This is a genomic window from Rhodobacter capsulatus (genome assembly GCF_005144475.1).
GTDB lineage: Bacteria > Pseudomonadota > Alphaproteobacteria > Rhodobacterales > Rhodobacteraceae > Rhodobacter > Rhodobacter capsulatus_C.
The window spans coordinates 23,836-45,744 of the sequence record NZ_SWJZ01000054.1; the positions used below are offsets into that span (position 1 = coordinate 23,836).

General features: G+C 67.6%; 21 protein-coding genes. 14 read left to right on the top strand and 7 right to left on the bottom strand.

The annotated features are described in order from the left end of the window. Positions 1-4 precede the first annotated feature (4 nt). Positions 5-1,174, bottom strand: a complete 1,170-nt coding sequence (locus tag FBT96_RS12955) for a peptidoglycan glycosyltransferase FtsW (RefSeq protein WP_136907303.1) — start codon at positions 1,172-1,174, stop codon at positions 5-7. Between the two features lie 294 nt (positions 1,175-1,468). Between FBT96_RS12955 and FBT96_RS12960 the strand changes: the two genes are divergently transcribed. Next, positions 1,469-2,398 carry an L-lactate dehydrogenase gene (locus FBT96_RS12960; RefSeq protein ID WP_136907305.1) on the top strand — a complete coding sequence of 310 codons (930 nt, stop codon included), beginning with the start codon at positions 1,469-1,471 and terminating at the stop codon, positions 2,396-2,398. A 3-nt stretch (positions 2,399-2,401) separates the two neighbouring features. Here the strand turns inward: FBT96_RS12960 and ygiD are convergent, their stop codons facing one another. Together ygiD and FBT96_RS12970 are read right to left on the bottom strand one after the other, a co-directional pair. Continuing rightward, the gene (gene ygiD, locus FBT96_RS12965) at positions 2,402-3,232 is read right to left on the bottom strand and encodes a 4,5-DOPA-extradiol-dioxygenase (protein ID WP_136907307.1); all 831 of its coding nucleotides are present in this window, start codon (positions 3,230-3,232) and stop codon (positions 2,402-2,404) included. Between the two features lie 57 nt (positions 3,233-3,289). Further along, the gene (locus tag FBT96_RS12970) at positions 3,290-3,715 is read right to left on the bottom strand and encodes a DoxX family protein (protein WP_136907309.1); all 426 of its coding nucleotides are present in this window, start codon (positions 3,713-3,715) and stop codon (positions 3,290-3,292) included. A 127-nt stretch (positions 3,716-3,842) separates the two neighbouring features. Between FBT96_RS12970 and FBT96_RS12975 the strand changes: the two genes are divergently transcribed. The 6 genes from FBT96_RS12975 to ppx all read left to right on the top strand — a co-directional run bounded on the left by FBT96_RS12975 (position 3,843) and on the right by ppx (position 10,855). Continuing rightward, positions 3,843-4,769: a LysR family transcriptional regulator gene (locus FBT96_RS12975; protein ID WP_136907311.1), complete on the top strand. Its 927-nt coding sequence runs from the start codon at positions 3,843-3,845 to the stop codon at positions 4,767-4,769. 111 nt (positions 4,770-4,880) lie between these two features. Next, on the top strand, positions 4,881-5,144 hold the full coding sequence (locus tag FBT96_RS12980) for a hypothetical protein (protein WP_055213525.1): 264 nt from the start codon (positions 4,881-4,883) through the stop codon (positions 5,142-5,144). 116 nt (positions 5,145-5,260) lie between these two features. Continuing rightward, on the top strand, positions 5,261-6,364 hold the full coding sequence (locus FBT96_RS12985; protein ID WP_136907313.1) for an AI-2E family transporter: 1,104 nt from the start codon (positions 5,261-5,263) through the stop codon (positions 6,362-6,364). Between the two features lies 1 nt (position 6,365). After that, complete coding sequence (locus tag FBT96_RS12990; RefSeq protein ID WP_136907315.1) at positions 6,366-7,043, top strand: P-loop NTPase family protein; 678 nt, start codon at positions 6,366-6,368, stop codon at positions 7,041-7,043. A gap of 47 nt (positions 7,044-7,090) precedes the next feature. Beyond that, on the top strand, positions 7,091-9,265 hold the full coding sequence (locus FBT96_RS12995; RefSeq protein WP_136907317.1) for an RNA degradosome polyphosphate kinase: 2,175 nt from the start codon (positions 7,091-7,093) through the stop codon (positions 9,263-9,265). A gap of 36 nt (positions 9,266-9,301) precedes the next feature. Further along, positions 9,302-10,855: an exopolyphosphatase gene (gene ppx / locus FBT96_RS13000; protein WP_136907319.1), complete on the top strand. Its 1,554-nt coding sequence runs from the start codon at positions 9,302-9,304 to the stop codon at positions 10,853-10,855. A 234-nt stretch (positions 10,856-11,089) separates the two neighbouring features. Here ppx and FBT96_RS13005 read toward each other — a convergent pair whose 3' ends face one another. The 4 genes from FBT96_RS13005 to FBT96_RS13020 are packed head-to-tail and all read right to left on the bottom strand — an operon-like array spanning position 11,090 to position 13,799. Beyond that, a complete protein-coding gene (locus tag FBT96_RS13005; protein ID WP_249306490.1) occupies positions 11,090-11,545 on the bottom strand; it encodes a hypothetical protein in 456 nt (151 codons plus the stop codon). A gap of 18 nt (positions 11,546-11,563) precedes the next feature. Continuing rightward, positions 11,564-12,592 (bottom strand): endonuclease/exonuclease/phosphatase family protein, encoded by a 1,029-nt coding sequence (locus tag FBT96_RS13010; protein WP_136907321.1) that lies wholly within the window; start codon positions 12,590-12,592, stop codon positions 11,564-11,566. After that, positions 12,592-13,296, bottom strand: a complete 705-nt coding sequence (locus tag FBT96_RS13015) for a tellurite resistance TerB family protein (protein ID WP_136907323.1) — start codon at positions 13,294-13,296, stop codon at positions 12,592-12,594. The genes FBT96_RS13010 and FBT96_RS13015 overlap by 1 nt, the downstream gene beginning before the upstream one ends. Positions 13,297-13,313: 17 nt before the next feature. Continuing rightward, positions 13,314-13,799, bottom strand: coding sequence for a GNAT family N-acetyltransferase (locus tag FBT96_RS13020; RefSeq protein WP_136907325.1), 486 nt, complete (start codon positions 13,797-13,799; stop codon positions 13,314-13,316). A gap of 150 nt (positions 13,800-13,949) precedes the next feature. Here FBT96_RS13020 and nhaA point away from each other — a divergent pair, with 150 nt between their 5' ends. The 7 genes from nhaA to FBT96_RS13055 all read left to right on the top strand — a co-directional run bounded on the left by nhaA (position 13,950) and on the right by FBT96_RS13055 (position 21,815). After that, positions 13,950-15,119, top strand: a complete 1,170-nt coding sequence (gene nhaA, locus FBT96_RS13025) for a Na+/H+ antiporter NhaA (RefSeq protein ID WP_136907327.1) — start codon at positions 13,950-13,952, stop codon at positions 15,117-15,119. 145 nt (positions 15,120-15,264) lie between these two features. Continuing rightward, positions 15,265-16,302, top strand: coding sequence for a rod shape-determining protein (locus tag FBT96_RS13030; protein ID WP_136907329.1), 1,038 nt, complete (start codon positions 15,265-15,267; stop codon positions 16,300-16,302). Positions 16,303-16,338: 36 nt separating this feature from the next. Then, a complete protein-coding gene (gene mreC, locus FBT96_RS13035) occupies positions 16,339-17,238 on the top strand; it encodes a rod shape-determining protein MreC (protein ID WP_136907331.1) in 900 nt (299 codons plus the stop codon). Continuing rightward, a complete protein-coding gene (locus FBT96_RS13040) occupies positions 17,231-17,770 on the top strand; it encodes a rod shape-determining protein MreD (RefSeq protein WP_136907333.1) in 540 nt (179 codons plus the stop codon). The genes mreC and FBT96_RS13040 overlap by 8 nt, the downstream gene beginning before the upstream one ends. A 16-nt stretch (positions 17,771-17,786) precedes the next feature. Further along, positions 17,787-19,724, top strand: a complete 1,938-nt coding sequence (mrdA, locus tag FBT96_RS13045; RefSeq protein ID WP_136907335.1) for a penicillin-binding protein 2 — start codon at positions 17,787-17,789, stop codon at positions 19,722-19,724. Positions 19,725-19,733: 9 nt separating this feature from the next. Then, positions 19,734-20,873 (top strand): rod shape-determining protein RodA, encoded by a 1,140-nt coding sequence (gene rodA, locus FBT96_RS13050; protein WP_136907337.1) that lies wholly within the window; start codon positions 19,734-19,736, stop codon positions 20,871-20,873. A 3-nt stretch (positions 20,874-20,876) separates the two neighbouring features. Further along, positions 20,877-21,815 carry a 2-hydroxyacid dehydrogenase gene (locus tag FBT96_RS13055; RefSeq protein WP_136907339.1) on the top strand — a complete coding sequence of 313 codons (939 nt, stop codon included), beginning with the start codon at positions 20,877-20,879 and terminating at the stop codon, positions 21,813-21,815. Positions 21,816-21,909: the final 94 nt, after the last annotated feature.

The window sequence follows — 21,909 nt, forward strand, 5'->3', positions numbered from 1 at the left end:
TCCCTCAGGCGGCGGGACGATTGCCGAGAATCCGGGCGATCTCGTTTTGCGGCCGGGTGCGGGTGAGCGCGAGCAGGAAGCCGAGCGCGATGCCGCTGGCGATCACCGAGGAGCCGCCATAGCTGACGAAGGGCAGCGTCATGCCCTTGGCGGGCAGAAGCCGCACCGCAACCCCCATGTTGATCAGCGCCTGCACGCCGAAGGCAAAGGCAAGGCCGGTGCCCGCGATCCGCGCGAAGGGGTCGCGTTCGGCCATCATCCGGATCAGCGAGCGCAGCACGACGACGGCATAAAGCGCGATGATGCCCAGAACGAGGACAAGGCCGTATTCTTCCGCCGCGACGGCGACGATGAAGTCTGTGTGGGCGTCGGGCAGCGACCATTTCACCGAGCCCTCGCCGACGCCGACGCCGAAGAAGCCGCCCTCCTGGATCGCGTTCGTGGCATAGCCGATCTGGGTGCGCGGATCGACCTCGGCCGAGAGGAACCCGTTGATCCGGCGCGCGACGTGTTCGGACATGTTGTAGGCCAGAAAGCCGCCCGCCGCCGAAAGCCCGCCCGCCGCCACCAGCGGCAGGATCGGCGCGCCGGAGACGAAATACATCACCATCCAGGAGAACAGGATCAGCGAGGCCTGGCCGAAGTCGGGCTGCAGCGCCAGCGTGACGACGATCAGCGCGGTGAGGATGAAGGAATAAAGCCGCCCGGGCGGGCCCGCCACTTCCAGCGCGGCGGCCATGAACCAGGCCGAGACGATGACGAAACCGGGCTTGAGGAATTCCGAGGGCTGGAACGAGGCGAAGCCGAGCGAGATCCAGCGCACCGCGCCCTTGCCGAAATCGGTGCCGATCACCGGCAGCGCCATCAGGGTGAGGAAGGCGAGCGAGAAGCCCACGACGCCGATGCGGCGGACCTGCTGCGGGCTCATCATCGAGAGCGCGACCATCACGACAAGGCCGACGCCGCCGAACAGCGCCTGACGCTTGACGTAGTAGAAGGGTTCAAGCCCGTTCTTTTCGGCCAGCGGCACCGAGGCTGCAAGGCCCAGAAGCATGCCGACGCCAAAGAGCGCGAAGACCGCGGTCAACGCCCATTTGTCGATCGTGCGCCACCAGCGTGGAAGCACGGGATCCGTCGCCCGCAAGGGGACGGTGCCGAAAACCATTTCCGTCATCGCGAAAACCGCTCGTTTGCCTGATCTGCCGAGGAACGCCCGATTGCCGGGTCTTGGCACCGACTTTAGCCCAAGTCGCCCCTTCTGACCAGAGCTTTTGCCGGGCCGGGGGGCGGGGAGGCTTTCGCCCCGGCAGGGCCGGGGCGACCCGCGGGGGCTCCGCCCCCGCACCCCCGGGCGTATTTGCACCAAGGAAAACCGGGCGGGCGGAAAGGGTTGGCCGCGACAGGAAACGGGGTTGCACCGGGGCGCGGGCGTGCCATGGTAGCGCCATCACAAAACGGGAGTCGGGCGATGAAAGTCGGAATCGTGGGCGCGGGGATGGTCGGCTCGGCGGCGGGATTTGCCATCGCGATGCGCGGTGGCGCGTCCGAGGTGGTGTTTGTCGATCGCAACGCGGCGCTGGCGCAGGCCCAGGCCGAGGATATCGGCCATGCCGTGCCCTTCGCGCATCCGGTGAAGCTGGGCGCGGGCGATTACGAGGTGCTGGCGGGGGCGGGCATCGTGATTCTGGCGGCAGGCGTGGCGCAAAAGCCGGGCGAGAGCCGGTTGAGCCTTCTGTCCCGCAATGCCGAGGTGTTTTCCGAGGTCATCGCCCGGGTGCGGGCGCAGGCGCCCGGGGCGCTGCTGATCGTCGCCTCGAACCCCGTCGACATCATGACCGAGGTGGCGCAGCGGGCCTCGGGCCTGCCGGCCGAGCGGGTGATCGGCACCGGCACGCTGCTTGATTCGGCGCGGTTTCGCGCGCTTTTGGCCGGGCATCTGGGGGTTGCGGCGCATTCGGTGCATGGCTTCGTGCTGGGCGAGCATGGCGACAGCGAGGTGCTGGCCTGGTCCAGTGCCCGGGTCGGCGCCGAGCCGCTGGACCGGATCGCGTCGCAGCTGGGGGTGGCGATCACCGAGGAGGTGCGGGCCAGGATCGATGCGGGCGTGCGGCAGGCCGCCTATCGGATCATCGCGGGCAAGGGGGCGACCTGGTATGGCATCGGCGCGGGGCTGGCGCGGCTGGTGCAGGCGATCCGCGACGATCAGCGCGCGGTGATGTCGGTCTCGATCCGCTCGCCCGAGGTGGCGGGGATTGCCGATGTGGCGCTGTCCTTGCCGCGGGTGATCGGCGCGGCCGGGGTGGTCTCGACGCTGATCCCCTCCCTTGACGAGGGGGAATGGGCGGCGCTGCACCGCTCGGCCGCGGTCTTGAAGGAGAGCGCCGAGGGGCTGTGGTAGCCCCTAGCGCGGGTGAAAGACGAAGGAGCGCATCGAGATCGCGCCAAGATCGATCGTCTCGGTCAGGAAGGTCAGATCGTCGCCCGCATCCGAGGCGCCCGCGATGGTCAGCGTCGGCAGGTAGTGATCGAGGCTCGGATGGGCCTGCTGCAAAAGCGACCCCAGCCCGGCGCGGTCGGCAAGTGCCGCGAAATCGCGACCGGCAAGGCGATCGGTGAAAAGCGCGTCGAAGTCCTGTGCGAAATCAAGCGGTTTCGCGTCATCGCTCCAGGTCACGGCGCGCAGGTTGTGCACCACATTGCCCGAGCCGAGGATCAGCACGCCGCGGTTGCGCAGCTCTGACAGGGTCCGGCCGATCTCCAGCTGATGGGCCAGATCGCGGCTCATGTCGATCGAGACCTGAAACACCGGCACGTCGGCCTCGGGATACAGGAACTTCAGCACCGTCCAGGCGCCGTGATCAAGGCCCCAGCTGTCGTCGCCCTCGGCCCGGTGGCTGGCCAGAAGCGAGACCACCTCGCGCGCCAGCGCCGGAGCGCCCGGGGCAGGATAGCGCTGGTCGAACAGCGCCTGCGGGAAGCCGTAGAAATCGTGGATCGTGCGCGGCAGCGCCGAGACATCGACCAGCGTCGTGCCGCGCGTCATCCAATGCGCCGAGACGACAAGGATCGCTTTCGGCCGCGGCAGGCTGCGGCCCAGCGCGGTCCAGGCACGGCTGTTCGCGGTGTCCTCGATCGCGTTCATCGGGCTGCCATGGCCCAGAAAGACCAGCGGCATCCGGTCCGAGGGCGCGAAGCGGTCGCGCAGGGCCGAGAGAGAGGAAACGGAGTGCATGGCTTTCTCCTTGTGCGGACCGCCCGCGGGTCGGCGCCGCGGGCGGTGACGGTTGGCTCAGGCGAAAAGACCAAGGCGGCGGCTCAGCCCCGGCAGCGGCAGGGCAAAGGCCCCTGCCCCCAGAAGCGCGATCACCAGCTGGATCATCGCCCAGAACAGCGGGAATTCCCAGCCGCCGCCCGGGCCCGAGAACAGCCAGCCATTGCCCGCATGCACCCAGACCGCGCCCAGCAGCACCGGGATCAGTGCCAGCGCCACCGCCCGCGTCGCGACGCCAAGGATCAGCGCCAACCCGCCGCCCAGTTCGGCGGCGATCGTCAGATAGGCGAATACGCCCGGCAGGCCGAGGCTTTCGAAATAGCCCACGGTGCCCGGGATGGTGAACACCGTCACCTTGAGCAGCCCATGGGCCAGGAAGGTCACCCCCGAGGTGAGGCGCAGAAGCGTGGCGGCATAATCGGAAACGGCGGCGGTCGTGGTCATCTGAAAAACTCCTGGTCGGGGCCGCCCGACGCGGCCCTGTCTGACCCCGGGATACGCCTTGCGCACCCTCCACAAAATAGCGAATATCCGGAATGACTATCCTTGATTTGTTCCGAATGAGGGCGGAATGGACATCACCGAAGAACTGCGGGCCTTTGTCGCCACGGCGCAGACCGGCTCTTTCACCGCCGCCGCCGATCAGCTGGGGGTGTCGAACCGGCTGACCTCGAAATATGTCGCGGAACTCGAGGCGCGGCTCGGTGTGCGGCTGTTGCAGCGCACCACGCGGCGGGTCGGGCTGACGCCTGCGGGGGCGGATCTGCTGGCGCGGGCGCCGGCGCTGCTCGATGATCTGGATGATCTTCTGGCCGGGGTGGCCGAGGGCTCGCGCGGGTTTTCCGGGGGGATCCGGCTGTCGGCGCCGGTGACGTTGGGCGAGATCTATGTGGGCGGGATGCTGGCGCGGTTCGCCGCGGCGCATCCGGGGCTGCATTTCGATCTGCGGCTGAGCGACCGCTTCGTCGATCTGGCGCGCGACGGGATCGATGTCGCCTTTCGCATCGGCCGGTCGGACATGCTGTCGCTGAAGGCGCGGCGGATGGGCGAAAGCCGGACCGTCGTGGTGGCGAGCCCCGCCTATCTGGCCGCGCATGGCACGCCCGAGCGCCCCGAGGATCTGGCGCGGCATGATTGCATCGTCGACACCAACCGGCAGGTGCCGCGGCGCTGGCAGTTCCACCCGGGCGGCGCGGTGCAGGGTGGCGCGGTGCAGGACGTGACCGTGCAGGACGTGACGGTGCAGGGGCGGTTTCACGTCAATTCGGCGCGGGCGGCGGCAGAGCTGGCGATGGCGGGTCTGGGCATCGCCCATGCGCCGCGGTTCGCGGTCTGCAGTGCGCTGGAAAGCGGCGCGCTGGTGCCGGTCCTGACCGGGTTCGACAGCCCGCCCAGCCCGGTCAGCGCGGTCTATCTGGAAGGCCGGGTGCTGCCGCGCAAGCTGCGGGCGCTGATCGATTTCGCCGTCGAGGACATCCGCCATGCCGGGATCCTTTAGCCGCCCGCGCCGCCGCCCGCCCGCGCGTCGGATCGGCAACAGCCCGCGCGGGATTGCCCCGTCACGAAAAAACCATTTGGCGCCGGGCACGTCCCTTGCCATGCTGCGGCCATGACCCATGTGCCCTTTTTGATCGAAAGCGACCACGCCCGGCTGCGCCACCACCTGCGCGGCATCCGCATCATCGAGCTGCGCCAGATCGGCGGCACGCCCGAACACGGGGCCGAAATGATGGCGCATCTGGAAAGCCTCGGCTTTGCGGTGAAGTTCCGCAAGCTGGAACGGATGTCGCCGCCGCCGCTTCTGCGCATGGCCTTTCGCTATCCGGGCCCCGGCACCGCCGAAATGACGATTGCCCCCGACGTCGGCGCCTGAAGCGCCGGGGCACCCCCGAGGTCGGTCGCGGATCCGGCCAAGGTTTTCACCGCATCGGCCCTTGCAACCGGGCCGCAAAACCCCGATTTTGCCCCGGTACTCGCAAGGAGAGGCGCATGGCCCTGCCGGTTCGCAACCAAATCACCATCTGGGGCATCAGTGCCGCGGTGCTTGTTCTGGTGCTTTGGAAACTGGGCGACGTGCTCTTGCCCTTTCTGGTGGGCGGCGCCATCGCCTATTTCCTGGACCCGCTGGCCGACCGGCTGGAGCGGCTGGGCCTGAGCCGGGCGCTGGCCACCACCTCCATCGCGCTGATCGCCACGCTGGGCATCGTCATTCTGGCGCTGGCCGTGGCACCGCTGCTGCTGCGCCAGCTTGTCGGTCTGGTCGAGACCGCCCCCGCCATCGCCACAAGGCTGCAGGGGTTTCTGACCTCCACCTTCCCCTCGATGATGGAACATGGCTCGATCATCAATGAATCGCTGACCAGCCTTGGCAATGCGATCAAGGCGCGCGGCGGGGAACTGGCACAGGGGCTCTTGTCCTCGGCGATGACGCTGGTGAATGCCGTCGTCTTCATCGTCGTCGTGCCGGTCGTCACCTTTTACATGCTGCTCGACTGGGACCGGATGGTGGCGCAGATCGACGCGCTGTTGCCGCTCGACCATGCGCCGACGATCCGCCGTCTGGGCCACGACATCGACCGGGTGCTGTCGGGCTTCGTGCGCGGGCAGGTCTCGGTCTGCCTGATTCTGGGCGCGTTCTATGCCGCCGCGCTGATGGCGGCCGGGTTGAGCTTCGGTCTGCTCGCAGGCGCCATCGCCGGGGCGCTGACCTTCATTCCCTATGTCGGCGCGCTGGTCGGCGGCGCGCTGGCGATCGGGCTGGCGCTGTTCCAGTTCTGGGGCGACTGGATGTCGATCGGCATCGTCGCCGGGATCTTCGCCATCGGCCAGTTTCTGGAAGGCAACGTGATCACCCCGCGGCTGGTCGGCAATTCGGTGGGCCTGCATCCCCTGTGGCTGATCTTCGCGCTCTCCGCCTTTGGCACGCTCTTCGGCTTTGTCGGCATGCTGGTCGCGGTGCCGGTCTCGGCGATGTTCGGCGTGCTGATCCGCTTTGCCATCGAACACTACCGGCAGGGACGGCTTTACCGCGGCCTTGCCGGGCTGGACGACACGCCGACGACGCTGTCGGACGCCACCGAGACCAAGGCCTGACATGACCCGCCAGTTGCCCCTGCCGCTGCCGGTGCGCGTCGCCGAAGGACGCGAGGATTTCTTCGTCGCCCCCGCCAATGCGCTGGCGCTGAGCCTGCTCGATGCGCCCGAGACCTGGCCGCAGGGGCGGATGCTGCTTCTGGGCCCCGAGGGCGCGGGCAAAAGCCATCTCGCCGCGATCTGGGCGACCGAGCGGGGCGCCGCGATCCGCCCCGCCGCCGAGCTGACGCCCGAGGCGGTGGCCGATCTGGCCGCGACCGGCGCCGTGGTGATCGAGGATGCGCAGCATCTGGCCGGGAAGGCCGCGGCGGAACAGGCGCTGTTTCACCTGCTGAACCTGACCGCGGCCGAGGGCGGGCGCTGCCTGATCACCGCCCCCTGCCCGCCGCGCGACTGGGGCGTGGCGCTGCCCGATCTGAAAAGCCGTCTGGATGCCACGCAATCGGTCCGCATCGCCCCCCCCGACGAGGCGCTGCTGGCCGCCGTTCTGGTCAAGCTTTTCGCCGACCGGCAGCTGACGGTGCCGCACAGCCTGATCGACTGGCTGGTCTTGCGGATGGAACGCGCGCTGGGCACGGCGCGGGCCGTGGTGGCGGCGCTTGACACACGGGCTTTGGCCGAAGGACGCGCAATTACCCGTGCAATGGCCGCCGAAGTGCTGGACAGGTTGCAAGGCTGAAGCCAAACTGTCATCGCGCCGTCACAATCGAAAAGCATAAGCGCCCCATGACACTCGCCGATTTCCTCTCCGCCCCCTACCCCGCCCCCGTCACCATTCCGGACGAAGAACGCACCGGACCGAAGCGGTTCTTCAACCGGGAACTGAGCTGGCTCGCCTTCAACTGGCGGGTTCTGGAAGAGGCGGAAAATCCGCGCGTGCCGCTTCTGGAACGGCTGCGCTTCCTGTCGATCTCGGCCAACAACCTGGACGAATTCTACACCGTCCGCGTGGCCGGGCTGATGGAGCTGGTGCGCGAACGCAACATCGTGCCCTCGGATGACGGGCTGACCTCGGCCGAACAGCTGGTGCTGATCAACGCCGATGCGCGCAAGCTGATGGAAACCCAGCAGATCACCTTCAACCGGCTGCGCCGCGAGATGGAGACCGAGGGCATCCAGCTGCTCACCCGCACGAAGATCAACGCCCGCGACCGCGCCTTCCTGTCCGAGCATTTTCTGGCCAATGTCTTCCCGGTGCTCTCGCCCCTGGCGATCGACCCGGCCCACCCTTTCCCGTTCATTCCGAACACCGGCTTCTGTCTGGCGCTGGAACTGGAACGCGAGGTCGACAAGCGCCGGATGCAGGCGCTGTTGCCGATCCCGCAGCAGATCGCCCGCTTCGTGCGCCTGCCCGGCGAGGCCCGCTTCCTGCCGCTCGAAGAGCTGCTTTTGCTGCATCTGGGCATGCTCTTTCCCGGCTATGCCGACACCGGCCATTGCGCTTTCCGGGTGCTGCGCGACAGCGATCTTGAAGTCGAGGACGAGGCCGAAGACCTGGTGCGCGAATTCGAAACCGCACTGAAACGGCGCCGCCGCGGCCAGGTGATCCGGCTCAAGATCACCGCGGGCGCCCCCGAGGCGCTGCGCCGGCTGATCATGGACGAATTGCAGGTCGCCCCCGATGCGGTGGTCGAGGTCAAGGGCCTTCTGGGCATCGCCGATCTGTCGCAGCTGGTGCTGAACACCCGCACCGACCTGCTCTGGCCGCCGTTTTCCCCGCGCGTGCCCGAACGGGTCGAGGATCACGCGGGCGACATGTTCGCGGCGATCCGGCAGAAGGATATCTTGCTGCATCACCCCTACGAGACCTTCGATCTGGTGATCCGCTTCCTCAATCAGGCGGCGCATGACCCGAACGTGCTGGCGATCAAGCAGACGCTTTACCGCACCTCGAAGGACAGCCCCGTGGTGGATGCCCTGTGCGAGGCGGCCGAGGCGGGCAAGTCGGTCACCGCGCTGGTGGAGCTGAAGGCGCGCTTCGACGAGGCGGCGAACATCCGTCAGTCGCGGCGGCTCGAACGCGCCGGGGCGCATGTGGTCTATGGCTTCATGCACTTGAAAACGCACGCGAAAATCTCGACCGTCGTGCGGCGGGAGGGGGACGCGCTCGTCACCTATACCCATTATGGCACCGGCAACTACCACCCGATCACTGCGCGGATCTATACCGACCTCAGCTTCTTCACCTGCGATGCGCAGCTCGGCCGTGACGCGACCAAGGTCTTCAATTATCTCTCGGGCTATGTGCAGCCCGCGGGGCTGGAAAACCTCGCGATCTCGCCGATCACGCTGAAACCGCGGCTCTTGGAGCTGATCGGCGCCGAGATCGAGCATGCGAAAGCCGGGCGCCCGGCCGAGATCTGGGCGAAGATGAACAGCCTGATCGACCCCGAGGTGATCGACGCGCTCTATGCCGCCTCGAATGCCGGGGTGAAGATCTCGATCGTCACCCGCGGCATCTGCGGCGTGCGGCCCGGCATCAAGGGCCTGTCCGAGAATATCCGGGTCAAATCCATCGTCGGGCGCTTCCTCGAACATTCGCGGATCGTCTGTTTCGGCAATGGTCACGGCCTGCCCTCGGATCAGGCGCGGGTCTTCATGTCCTCCGCCGACTGGATGGGCCGCAACCTGACGCGGCGGGTCGAAACCCTGGTCGAGGCGAAGAACGAAACCGTGAAGGCGCAGATCGTGGGGCAGATCATGACCGCGAACATGGCCGATACGGCGCAAAGCTGGCTGTTGGGCCCCGATGGCCACTACACCCGCCATCTGCCTGAAGGAAAAGAGCTTTTTTCCTGTCATCGCTACTTCATGGAAAATCCGTCGCTGTCTGGCCGCGGCTCTGCGGGGGCGAAGGACGTTCCTGCCCTTGCCCATTCCCCCTTAGACACGATAGCGTGATATCGCTCACACCGTAACGACTCAGCAGGCTGCCCGATGATCGCAAAGACCGTTGCCCCGCACTCGGACAACGAGGACTGGGATCCTTTCGGGCGCGAGCTGTTCGATGACCCCTCGGCGCGGGCGCTGTCGCGCGTCGGCGTCGTCGATGTCGGCTCGAACTCGGTGCGGATGGTGGTCTTTGACGGCGCCGCCCGCTCGCCCGCCTATTTCTACAACGAAAAGGTGATGGCGGGGCTGGGTCAGGGTCTGGCCGAAACCGGGATGCTGTTTCCCAAGGGCCGCGCCCGGGCGCTGGCGGCGCTGAAGCGCTTTGCGCTGCTGGCGAAGGGCATGGACATCGGGCCCCTGACCTGCGTCGCCACCGCCGCGGTGCGCGAGGCGAAGGACGGCCCGGCGTTTCAAAAGCAGGTCGAGCAGGAAACCGGCCTGCGGCTGCATGTGATCGACGGCGCCGAGGAGGCGCGGCTTTCGGCGCAGGGCGTGCTGGTCGGCTGGCCCGAGGCGCAGGGGATCATCTGCGACATCGGCGGCAACTCGATGGAACTTGCGGTTCTGGGCGGGGGTCAGGTCGGCGCGCGGGCGACCTCGCCCTTGGGTCCGTTCCGGCTGCAGCAGGTCAAAGGCGGCCGCAAGGAGCTGACCGCGCATATCCGCGAGCATATCGCCCGGCTCGCCACGGCGGTGGGGCTGGGCCATGAGCGGCTTTATCTGGTCGGCGGCTCGTGGCGGGCGATTGCGCGGCTCGACATGGAACGGCGCAACTATCCGCTGCTGGTGCTGCACGAATACCGGATGGACCCGGAGAACCTGTTGAAAACGCTCGACTGGGTGGCCAAGCAGGACATGGCGGCGCTGCGGGCGAAGACCGGCACCTCGGAAGCGCGGATGGAGCTGGTGCCCTTGGCCGCGATGGTGCTGCGCGAGCTGATCGAGACCTTCCAGCCGAAGGAGATCGACGTCTCCTCCTATGGCATCCGCGAGGGGCTGCTGTATGAAAAGATGCCCGACAAGCTGCGCGCGCGCGACCCGTTGGTCGAGGCCTGTCGGCATGCCGAACGCACGATGTCGCGGCTGCCGGGGTTCGGCAAACGGCTGCATGCCTTCATCGAGCCGCTGTTCGGAGAGGTCTCGCCGAAGCGCTACCGGCTGATGCGGGCGGCGTGTCTTTTGCACGACACCACCTGGCGCACCCACCCCGATTACCGCGCCGAGGCCTGTTTCGACAATGTCACCCGCGCCAACATGGCGGCGCTGAGCCATCCCGAACGGGTGTTTCTGGGGGTGTCGCTGCTGCATCGCTACAAGAATTCGCGCGCGGGCAGCCGGTTCGAGCCGCTCTTCTCGCTGCTCTCGCCCGAACAGCTGCGCGAGGCCGAGATCCTCGGCAAGGCGATGCGCTTTGGCGCGATGTTCTCGATCCAGGATCCGGGCGATGCCGGGGAGCTGGGCTACAACGCGACGACGAATGCGATCGAGCTGCGGCTGACGAAACGCGGCGCGGGCCTGTTCGGCGAGGTGGCCGAGGCCCGGTTCGCCTCGCTCGCCGCGGCGATGAAGGCGGTGCCGATGGTGGTGCTGCCGGGCTGAGGACGCGGTTTCGGGCGGAACAGGAAAGGCACCGCCTTTCCCCGCCCGTCAGAGCAACAGCCAGTGCAAGACCGTTTCCCCAAGCGCAACAGAGGCCAGCGCCTGCCCCGGCGGGCGAGAAGCGCCCGCCATGGGCGGGGCGGGCGCTGGCCGAGGGCCTTTGGGCCCCCGGCGGGGCGGAGGCGGCGTCGCTCCGGGGCGAAGGCGATGGCCTTCGCCAGATCAGCGGTGCAATTACAGATCCGTCACCGGCCCCGGCATCCGCGGCTTCGCCCGGTCGTCCGGCGCGGGCAAGGGCGGCGGCTTCGGCGCATCCGGCAGGCGGCGGATCACGATATCGCCGTTCGGCAGCCGCTCGGGCGCCTGATAGTTCCGCACATCGTCGATCAGCGCCAGGATCTCGCGCAGCTTCGGCCCAAGCTTGTCCGCCGCCTCGCCCAGACCCTTTTGCATGTCGTCGATCTCGGGGGCCATTTCCTGCAACAGCCCGCGCAGGAACATGTCCGCGCCCCGCTCGACCAGCGACTTGCCCGCCGCCATGTCATCGCGCGGGGTGGGCGCGGGCACTTCCGCCACCGGGGGCGCCACCGGGGCCGGCACGGGTTGCGGCGCCTCCTCGGCCCAGACGAACCAGCCGCCCAAAGCAAGGGCGAGCGCGGCAGATCCCAAAAGAAGCGGTTGCGGTTTCATGCCGCCAATATAAGCACCCTAAAGCGCCAAATCCACCGAGACCGGAAAATGATCCGAGGCCTGCAGCAAGGCCTCGCGCAGGTCCGCCACCTGATAACAGCCCGGATCGTCGAACGGATGCCAGATCCGCCATTTCGGTGCATGCGCGCACAGATCGGGCGAGAGCGCGATATAATCCAGCATCGCCGACAAGAACCGCCCCGGCGGCGGCTCGGGGATGAAGAACCGCGCCGAGGCGGGCAGCGCCGTCGTCTTGCCGCGCGGCAGCCGTGCATGCGGGTCGTGCAGCTGCCGCGCGGGCGGCCCGCCGGTGCCCAGCACGATTTCAAGACCGGAGCGGCCGAACAGCGCCTCGTATTCGTCCAGCCCCGGCCCGTCGTTGAAATCGCCCAGCACGATCAGGCTTTCGCCCGCGTCCAGAACGTCGTCGACCCGACGTCGCAGCCACAGACATTGGGCGAGCTGCTTGCGCCGGTTCTCGATCGCCAGCCGCACCTCGGAGGCCGGATCATTCGCCCCGTGCGGCGCCTTCGATTTCAGATGCACCCCGATCAGCCGCAGCCGCCTGCCCGCCGCGGGGCCGGTCAGCGCCTCCAGCTGCACCTCCAGCGGCGGTTTCGAAAACCGCACCGTATCCAGCCGGTCATCGACATCGAGATCGATCTTCAGCGACCGATCAAACCGCGGCGCGGTGGCGCTGCCCTCGCAGGGATCATGCCAAAGGCGCAGCACCTCGGGGTCGTAAAGCGCCGCGATCTCCTGCTGCGTGTCGTTTGCAAAACCGATCACCGCGCGCCGCTGCCGCAGCCCGCATGTCGCCGCAAAGGCTTCCAGCATCAGCACGGTCTTGCGCCGGGTGTTGTTGTCGGGGGCCTCGACGATGACGATGCAATCGGCATCGAGCGCGGTGAAGACGATCCCCAAGGCGCCCAGCTGCGCGCCCCGCGTCACCCCGTAACGCCCCGACTCTGCGTCATCTTCCAAAATCCGGCCGCGGCGGTCGAACAGCGCGGTGAACCATTCGACATTGTAACAGGCGATCCGCATCAGAGCGCCGCCTGTTTCGCCCCGGCCGAGATTTCGTGCCAGGCCCGGTTGAGCGCGATCACCCGCTCCTCGGCCAGTTTCACCGCCTCGGGCGGCAGGCCGCGCGCCATCGCGCGGTCGGGATGGGCCTCGCGCACCATCGCCTTCCAGCGCGCCCGCGCCGCCGCCAGATCGGAGCCCGGCGCCAGTTCCAGCACCGACCACGGGTCAGGCGCCGCATCGGGCACATAGGTCGCGCGGATCGAGCGGAAACAGGCCGCATCAAGCCCGAAGATCGCCGCGACATCCTGCAGGAAAGCATCCTCGTTGTCGTGATATTCGCCATCCGCCATCGCGATGGTGAAAAGACCTTCCAGCAGATCCTGCAGCACCGGCGCCCCGGGGCCGAACATCGCCGCGATCTTGCGCGCATAGGCATCAAAGCCCGCCACATCGGTGCGGGCCATGTCGAAGACGCGGGCGGCGTTCTGTTCCTCGTCGGGGGGGATCTGGAAGATGCGCCGGAACGCCGTCACCTCGTCGCGCGTCACCAGACCATCGGCCTTGGCCATCTTGGCGCCCAGCGCGATCACCGCGATGGTGAAGGCCACGGTGCGTTCGGGCGGGGCTTTCAGATGGTCGAAGACCGCCGAAAGCCCCTCGCCCCGGGCGAGAGCCGAAAGCGCCTCGCCAATGCGGGCCCACAGGGAAAGCGGCTTGTCCATGGCGCCAGTCTAAACGGTCACAACAGCTTTTGCATCAGCACAAGGTCGATAAAACGGCCGAATTTGTGCCCGGCCTGGGCGATCCGCCCGGCCTCGACATAGCCCACCGCGGCATGAAACGCGAGACCCGCGGGATTTTCCGCCGAAACCCCCGCCACCATCAGATGCACGCCGCGGGTGCGGGCGTGATCCTCGATCGCCGCCATCAGCGCCCGGCCGACGCCCTGCCCCCGCGCCGCCTCGGACAGGATGATCGTGTGTTCCATCGAACGCGCATAGCCAAGCCCCTTGCGGAACTGGTCGTAGCTGGCAAAGCCCAGCACCGCGCCGTCGCGCGCGGCGACGAAAAACGCCCGGCCCTCGGCCTGCCGCGCGGCGATCTGCGCGGTCAGGCTGTCGACCGTGTGCGGCGTCGGCGAGAAGCCCACCGTGGCGGTTTCGATCAGCGGATTCCAGAACCCGAGAATGGCCGGAACATCGGCAGGCGTGGCGGGGCGGATCATCGGACATCTCCTTTCGCGCACCATGGCCCGGGGTGGCCGCGGATGCAATCGGCGGCGCAGCAGACGAAAACGACGCGCCAAGGGTCGATTTTTCTTGCACCCGGGGCCTCAACCCCCATTTTCGAACAAACAACAGGGACAGGAGCGCCAGTGCTGGGACGGATCGAGAAACTTTTCGCGCATGAGGCCGCGGGCGGCATCATGCTGATCTTGGCGACGGCGGTGGCGCTGATCCTGGCAAATTCCGAGCTTGCGGCGCTTTACACGCAGGTTCTGCACCTGAAATTCACCATCGCCCTGGGCGAGACCGGGCTGTCGAAGCCCTTGATCCTGTGGATCAACGACGGGCTGATGGCGGTCTTTTTCCTGCTCGTCGGGCTGGAGCTGAAACACGAGCTGCGCGCGGGGCGGCTGAAGACGCCGTCGAATGTGGTGCTGCCCGGGGTGGCGGCGCTGGGCGGGATGATCGCGCCCGCGCTGATCTATCTGGCCTTCACCGGCTCCGATCCGCTTTACCGCACCGGCTGGGCGATCCCGACGGCGACCGACATCGCCTTTGCGGTGGGGGTGGTGGCGCTTTTGGGGCCGCGGGTGCCGCCGGCGCTGAAGCTGTTCTTGCTGACGCTGGCGATCCTCGACGATCTGGGCGCCATTCTGGTGATCGCGCTGTTTTACACCGCGACGCTGAAGCCGATCTATCTGGCGCTGGCGCTGATCCCGATCGCGCTGATGGCGCTGCGGCTGTGGCTGGGCGCGCATCGGATCGCGCCGACGCTGATCCTTGGCGCGGTGCTGTGGGTGCTGGTGCTGAAATCGGGGGTGCATGCGACGCTGGCGGGGGTGATCACGGCGTTTTTCCTGCCGATCCGCGACCGTTTCGGCAAATCGCCGCTGCATGCGCTGGAACACGGGCTGGCGCCCTATGTCGCCTTCCTGATCGTGCCGATCTTCGCGCTGGCCAATGCGGGCGTCAGCCTGAGCGGGCTGACGCTGGCCGATCTGGCCGCGCCGCTGCCGCTTGCCATCGCGCTGGGCCTGGTGCTGGGCAAGCAGCTTGGCGTCTTTGGCGCCACCTTCGCGCTGGTGAAACTGGGCTTTGCCCGCCTGCCCGAGGGCACCAGCTGGCTGCAGCTTTACGGCATTTCGGCGCTGGCCGGGATCGGCTTCACCATGTCGCTCTTCATCGGCTCGCTGAATTTTGAAACCGATGCCGAGATGAACGCGGTGCGACTGGGGGTTCTGGCGGGCTCGCTGGTTTCGGCGCTGGTGGGCTTTGCCGTGCTGCGCCTTGCGCCGCTGCGCGCGGAGCCCGCCCGATGAGCGGGCGCGGCGCAAGCGGCCCCGCCGCCGCCGTCAATCCGCCGATTTCGGCGATAGCGGCTTTCCCCGCGCGGGGGCTTTGCCTATATGGGCTGAAACCGGGCTCGGAGCCGAGTCGCGGCAGCATCATCATGGGAACGGCGATATGAGCGGGTGGGGCGGAATCTTCTCTTCCGACATGGCAATCGACCTTGGGACGGCGAATACGCTGGTCTATGTCAAGGGCAAGGGCATCGTGCTGAACGAGCCCTCGGTGGTGGCCTATCACGTCAAGGACGGCAAGAAACAGGTTCTGGCCGTGGGCGAGGATGCCAAGCTGATGCTCGGCCGCACGCCCGGCTCGATCGAGGCGATCCGGCCGATGCGCGACGGCGTGATCGCCGATTTCGACAGTGCCGAGGAAATGATCAAGACCTTCATCCGCAAGGTCCACAAGCATTCCACCTTCTCGAAGCCGAAGATCCTCGTTTGCGTGCCGCATGGCGCGACGCCCGTTGAAAAACGCGCGATCCGGCAATCGGTGCTGTCGGCGGGGGCGCGGCGCGCCGGTCTGGTGGCCGAACCGATCGCGGCGGCGATCGGCGCGGGCATGCCGATCACCGATCCCACGGGGAACATGGTCGTCGATATAGGGGGAGGCACCACCGAAGTCGCGGTGCTCTCGCTCGGCGACATCGTTTACGCGCGCTCGGTCCGCGTCGGCGGCGACCGCATGGACGAGGCGATCATCTCCTATCTGCGCCGTAATCTGAACCTTTTGATCGGCGAATCCACCGCCGAACGGATCAAGACCACGATCGGCACCGCGCGCATGCCCGATGACGGCCGCGGCACCAGCCTTCTGGTGCGGGGCCGTGACCTGCTGAACGGCGTGCCGAAGGAAATGGAAATCAATCAGGCGCAGGTCGCCGAGGCGCTGGCGGAACCCGTGCAGCAGATCTGCGATGCGGTGATGCAGGCGCTGGAAACCACGCCCCCCGATCTGGCCGCCGACATCGTCGACCGTGGCGTGATGCTGACCGGCGGCGGCGCGCTTCTGGGCGAGCTGGACCTGTCGCTTCGCGAACAGACCGGGCTCTCGATTTCCATCGCCGACCAGCCGCTCAATTGCGTGGCGCTGGGCACCGGCAAGGCGCTGGAATACGAAAAGCAACTGCGGCATGTGATCGACTACGACAGCTGAGGCCCCGCCCAGTTTCAGTCGTGACCGGAGGCTTGCGTGGCACGAGACCGCGACGAGGACTATGCCGGACCGCTGCGCCGCATCCTGATTGCGGTGCTGGCGATCGGGCTTGCGCTTTCCTTCCTTTTGTGGCGCATCGACGGCCCGCGGGTCGAGCGGCTGCGCTCGGCCTTTGTCGACCGTTTCGTGCCGACCTTCGACTGGGCGATGGTGCCGGTGACGAAGGCCCTTGGCATGGTCGAGGGCTTTCAAAGCTACGCCCGCATTTATGAACAGAACCAGGAACTTCGCCGCGAACTTCAGCAGATGAAGGCGTGGAAGGAAGCGGCGGTGCAGCTGGAGCAGCAAAACGCCAAGCTGCTTTCGCAAAATCAGGTGCGGCTGGATCCGAAGCTGACCTCGGTTTCCGGCGTCGTGCTGGCCGACAGCGGCAGCCCGTTCCGGCAATCGGTGCTGCTCAACGTGGGCTCGCGCGATGGCATCGTCGATGGCTGGGCGACGATGGACGGGCTGGGGCTTGTCGGGCGCATTTCCGGCGTCGGCAAAACGACAAGCCGGGTGGTTCTGTTGACCGACACCGCGTCCCGCGTGCCGGTGACGATCCAGCCCGCCGGGCAACGCGCGCTGCTGGCGGGGGACAATTCGACCCTGCCGCCGCTCGACTTCCTCGAAAACCCCGATCTGGTGCGGCCGGGCGACCGGGTCGTGACCTCGGGCGACGGCGGGGTGTTCCCGGCCGGGCTGCTGGTGGGTCAGGTCGTGCAGGGGCAGGACCGCCGCTTGCGCGTGCTGCTGGCCGCCGATTACCAGCGCCTTGATTTCTTGCGCGTCCTGCGCTCGCATCCGGCCGAGCGGATCAAGGACGTCGGCCCGCTCGTGCCGCCGCCCGCCATCGAGCCCCTGCCCCCCGCCGCCGCCGGGGGCGAGGATGGTTGACCCCGTCACCTCGCGCCGGCTGGCGCATGCGGCGCTTTATCTTGGCCTGGTGCTGATCATCCTGTTTCTGCGGATGCTGCCGATCAACCCGGTCTCGGACGGGTTTCCGGGCCCGGACCTGACGCTGGCGCTGACGCTGGCCTGGGTGATGCGCCGCCCCGATTACCTGCCCGCGGCGCTGATCGTCGCCGCCTTCCTGCTGGAAGATTTCATGTATTGGCGCCCGATCGGGCTTTGGGCGCTGATCGTGCTGGGCGGCACCGAATTCCTGCGCGCGCGCGAGGAAAGCTCGCGCGATCTGCCCTTCGTGCTGGAAGCGGTGCTGATCGGCTCGGTGATGATCGGCATGCTGCTGGCGAACCGCTTCATCCTTGGGCTGGTGATGGTCGAGCAACCGCCGCTTGGTCGCGAACTTTTGCGCATGCTGGCGACCTTTGTCGCCTATCCTTTCGTCGTGGCGCTGTCGGCGCTGGCCTTCGGGCTGCGCCGCGCCGCGCCGGGCGAGGTCGACGACCTTGGGCGGCCGCTGTGAACGGGGGAGCGACAGGATGCTGAAGGGGCTCAGACGGCGCAGTCAGGCCAATGCCCAGGCCAGCCGCACCACGATCACCCGCCGCGCGTTGCTGCTGGGCGGCGCGCAGGCGGCGGTGGTGGCGGCGCTGGGGCTGCGGATGCGGCACATGCAGCTGGAACGCGCCGATGAATTCCGCATGCTGGCGGATGGCAATTCGATCAAGATCCGGCTGATCCCGCCCGCGCGCGGGCTGATCTATGACCGCAACGGCCTGCTTGTGGCGGGCAACGAGCAGAATTACCGCGTCACCCTGACCCGCGAGGATGCCGAGGACGTGCCGGGCGAGCTGGCGGCGCTGCGCCAGCTGATCCCGATGAGCGATGCGGAAGCCGCCGAGCTGCTGGCGGAAATCGCCCGCCGTCCGCCGAATGCGCCGATCACCATCGCCGACCGGCTGAGCTGGGAGGAATTCTGCTCGGTCTCGATCAACACCCCCGCCCTGCCCGGCGTCTCGCCCGAGGTCGGCCTGTCGCGGCATTACCCGCATGGGCCGGATTTCGCGCATGTGCTGGGCTATGTCGGGCCGGTGTCGGATTACGACCTGTCGAAGCTGGAAAACCCCGATCCGCTGCTGCGGATTCCGCGCTTCCAGCTGGGCAAGTCGGGGATCGAGGCGAAACTGGAAGACGAGCTGCGCGGCACCGCCGGGCAGCGCCGGGTCGAGGTGAATTCGGCCGGGCGCGAGATGCGCGAACTCAGCCGCCGCGAGGGCGATCCGGGCGTGGCGCTGCAGCTGACGCTGGATGCGCGGCTGCAGAATTTCGCGCTGCAGCGGCTGGCGGGCGAAAGCGCCGCCGCGGTGGTGATGGATGTGACGAACGGCGACATCATGGCCATCGCCTCGGCGCCGTCCTTTGACCCGAACCTGTTCGTGCGCGGCATTTCCGGCGCCGATTATGGCGCGCTGATGGAAAACGACCACCGGCCGCTGGCCGACAAGACGGTGCAGGGCGTCTATCCGCCCGGCTCGACCTTCAAGCTGGTGACGCTGCTCGCCGCGCTGGAAGCCGGGGTCGTCAGCCCCGAGGAGACCGTCTATTGCCCGGGCTACATGACCGTGGGCGGGCGGCGCTTCGGCTGCTGGAAGCACTCGGGCCATGGCCGGGTGAATGCGGTCTACAGTCTCGAGCAAAGCTGCGACACCTATTACTACGAGGTCTCGCAGCGCGTCGGCATCGAGGCGATCGCGGCGATGGCGAAGCGGCTGGGCATCGGCGTCAAGCATGACCTGCCGATGTCGGCGGTGGCCGAGGGCAATGCGCCGACGAAGGACTGGAAGCTGAAGCGGCACGGCAAGGACTGGCTGATCGGCGACACGATCAACGCCTCGATCGGGCAGGGCTATGTGCTCGCCTCGCCGCTGCAGCTCGCCGTGATGGTGTCGCGCGTCGCCTCGGGCCGGGCGGTGGTGCCGCGGCTGGTGCGGGCGCGCAACGGGGTCGAGGTGCCCGCCCCCGAGGCGCCCAAGCTCGACATCGATCCGGCGCATCTGGCCGTGGCGCGGCGCGGCATGTGGGCGGTGGTGAACGGCCCGCACGGGACCGCGGGCGGATCCAAGGTCGTCACGCAGGAATGGTTGATGGCGGGCAAGACCGGCACCTCGCAGGTGCGCTCGGCCGTGGTCAACAACAAGGCCGTGCCCTGGGAGCAGCGCGACCATGCGCTGTTCGTCTGTTTCGCCCCGGTGGCCGATCCGAAATATGCGGTGGCGCTGATCGTCGAACATGGCGGCGGCGGCTCGGCGGCGGCGGCGCCGATCGCGCGCGATATCCTGCTGTTTGCGCTGGCGGGCGGGCTGCCGCCGCTGGCCGCCTATCCGGCGGCGCAGCGCGAGACGGTGAAAACCCGCTTCGAGGGGCTTGATCTGATCGATCCGGCGCAATTCGCCGCGCCGACCCGTGGCCGGGCCTGAGGGGGCGCGATGAGTTACCTTGAAAACAACCTCAAGACGATCCCCTCCGGGCCGACGAAGATCCTGTTCCTGAACTGGCCGCTGATCTTCCTTTTGACCGCGGTGGCGGGGACCGGCTTTCTGATGCTCTATTCGGTCGCCGGGGGGAACCTTGAAACCTGGGCCGAGCCGCAGATGAAGCGTTTCGGCGTCGGGCTGGTGGCGATGATCGCGGTCGGGCTGACGCCGATCTGGTTCTGGCGCAACGTCTCGGGGGTGATCTACACCATCGCGCTGTTGCTGCTGCTGGCGGTGGAATTCGTCGGCGATATCGGGATGGGCGCGCAGCGCTGGCTCGATCTTGGCCCCTTGCGGCTGCAACCCTCGGAAATCATGAAGATCGGTCTGGTGATGCTTCTGGCCGCCTATTACGACTGGCTGCCCGCCGAAAAGGTCTCCAGCCCGATCTGGGTGGCGCTGCCGGTGGCGCTGATCCTGATGCCGACATTCCTCGTGCTGACCCAGCCCGACCTTGGCACGGCGGTGATGCTGACCTTGGGCGGCGGTTTCGTGATGTTCGCGGCCGGGGTCAGCCTTTGGTATTTCGGCACGATCATCGCCCTTGTCGTGGGGCTGGTGGCGGCGGTGCTGGAAAGCCGCGGCACCTCGTGGCAGCTGTTGCACGACTACCAGTTCAAGCGCATCGACACTTTCCTGGACCCTTCCGCCGATCCTTTGGGCGCGGGCTACAACATCATGCAGGCGCAAATCGCGCTGGGCTCGGGCGGCTGGTCGGGGCGGGGCTACATGCAGGGCACGCAAAGCCATCTGAACTTCCTGCCGGAAAAACACACCGACTTCATCTTCACCACGCTGGCCGAGGAATTCGGCTTCATCGGCGCCTTTGGCCTTTTGGCGCTTTATGTCGGCATCATCGCTTTTGCGACCTATACCGCGCTCTCGACCAAGGACCGCTATGCCTCGCTCGTCTCGCTGGGGGTGGCGGGGACGTTCTTCTTCTTCTTCGCCATCAACATGGGGATGGTGATGGGGCTGATGCCGGTGGTGGGGGTGCCGCTGCCGATGGTCAGCTATGGCGGCACGGCGATGATGATCCTTCTGGCCGCCTTCGGCCTTGTCCAAAGCGCCCATGTCCACCGACCGAGGTAAATCATGCTGACCGTCCTTTTCGCCGACCGGATCGAAAACTGGCCCGCCTATGAAGTGGCGTTGACCGCGGCCTTGGCCGAGGCGGGCATCGCCGCGCGCCTCGTGCTGCCGCCGGTCGATCCGGCTTTGGTCGATTACATCGTCTACAGCCCGCGCGGCCCGGTGCAGGATTTCACCGCCTATACCCGCACGAAGGCGGTGCTGAGCCTTTGGGCCGGGGTGGAACGGGTGGTGGGCAATCCGACGCTGACGCAGCCCTTGTGCCGGATGGTCGATCAGGGGCTGGAGCGCGGCATGGTCGAATGGGTGACGGGCCATGTGCTGCGCGCCCATCTGAACATCGACTTTTTCCTGTCGCATCAAGATGGTGTCTGGCGGCAGGCGGGCCATGTGCCGCCGCTTGCGCAAGATCGTTCGGTGGTGGTGCTGGGCCTTGGCGCGCTCGGCGGCGCCTGTGCGACGACGCTTGCGGCGCTTGGCTTCAAGGTGACCGGCTGGAGCCGGACGCCGAAGACCCTGACCGGGATCACCTGTCTTGCGGGCGCCGAGGGGCTGCGCGCGGCGCTGTCACGCGCCGAGATTCTGGTCACCGTGCTGCCGAACACGCCCGAGACGACCGATCTTCTGAACGCCGAAACGCTGGCGCTGCTGCCCCGCGGTGCGGCGATCCTGAACCCCGGCCGCGGCACGCTGATTGACGATGCGGCGCTGCTGGCGGCGCTGGAAGCCGGGCAGATCGGCCATGCGACGCTCGATGTGTTCCGGGTGGAACCGCTGCCGCCCGAGCATCCCTATTGGGCGCATCCGAAGGTCACCGTCACCCCGCATATCGCGGCCGAGACCCGCCCGGCCTCGGCCGCGCGGGTGATTGCGGAGAACATCCGCCGGTTTGAGGCAGGCGAGGCGCCGCTGCATCTGGTCGATCGCACCCGCGGGTACTGAGGGCGGGAGGGGGGGGGGGGGGGGGGGGGGGGGGGGGGGGGGGGGGGGGGGGGGGGGGGGGGGGGGGGGGGGGCGGGGGGGGGGGCGGGGGGGG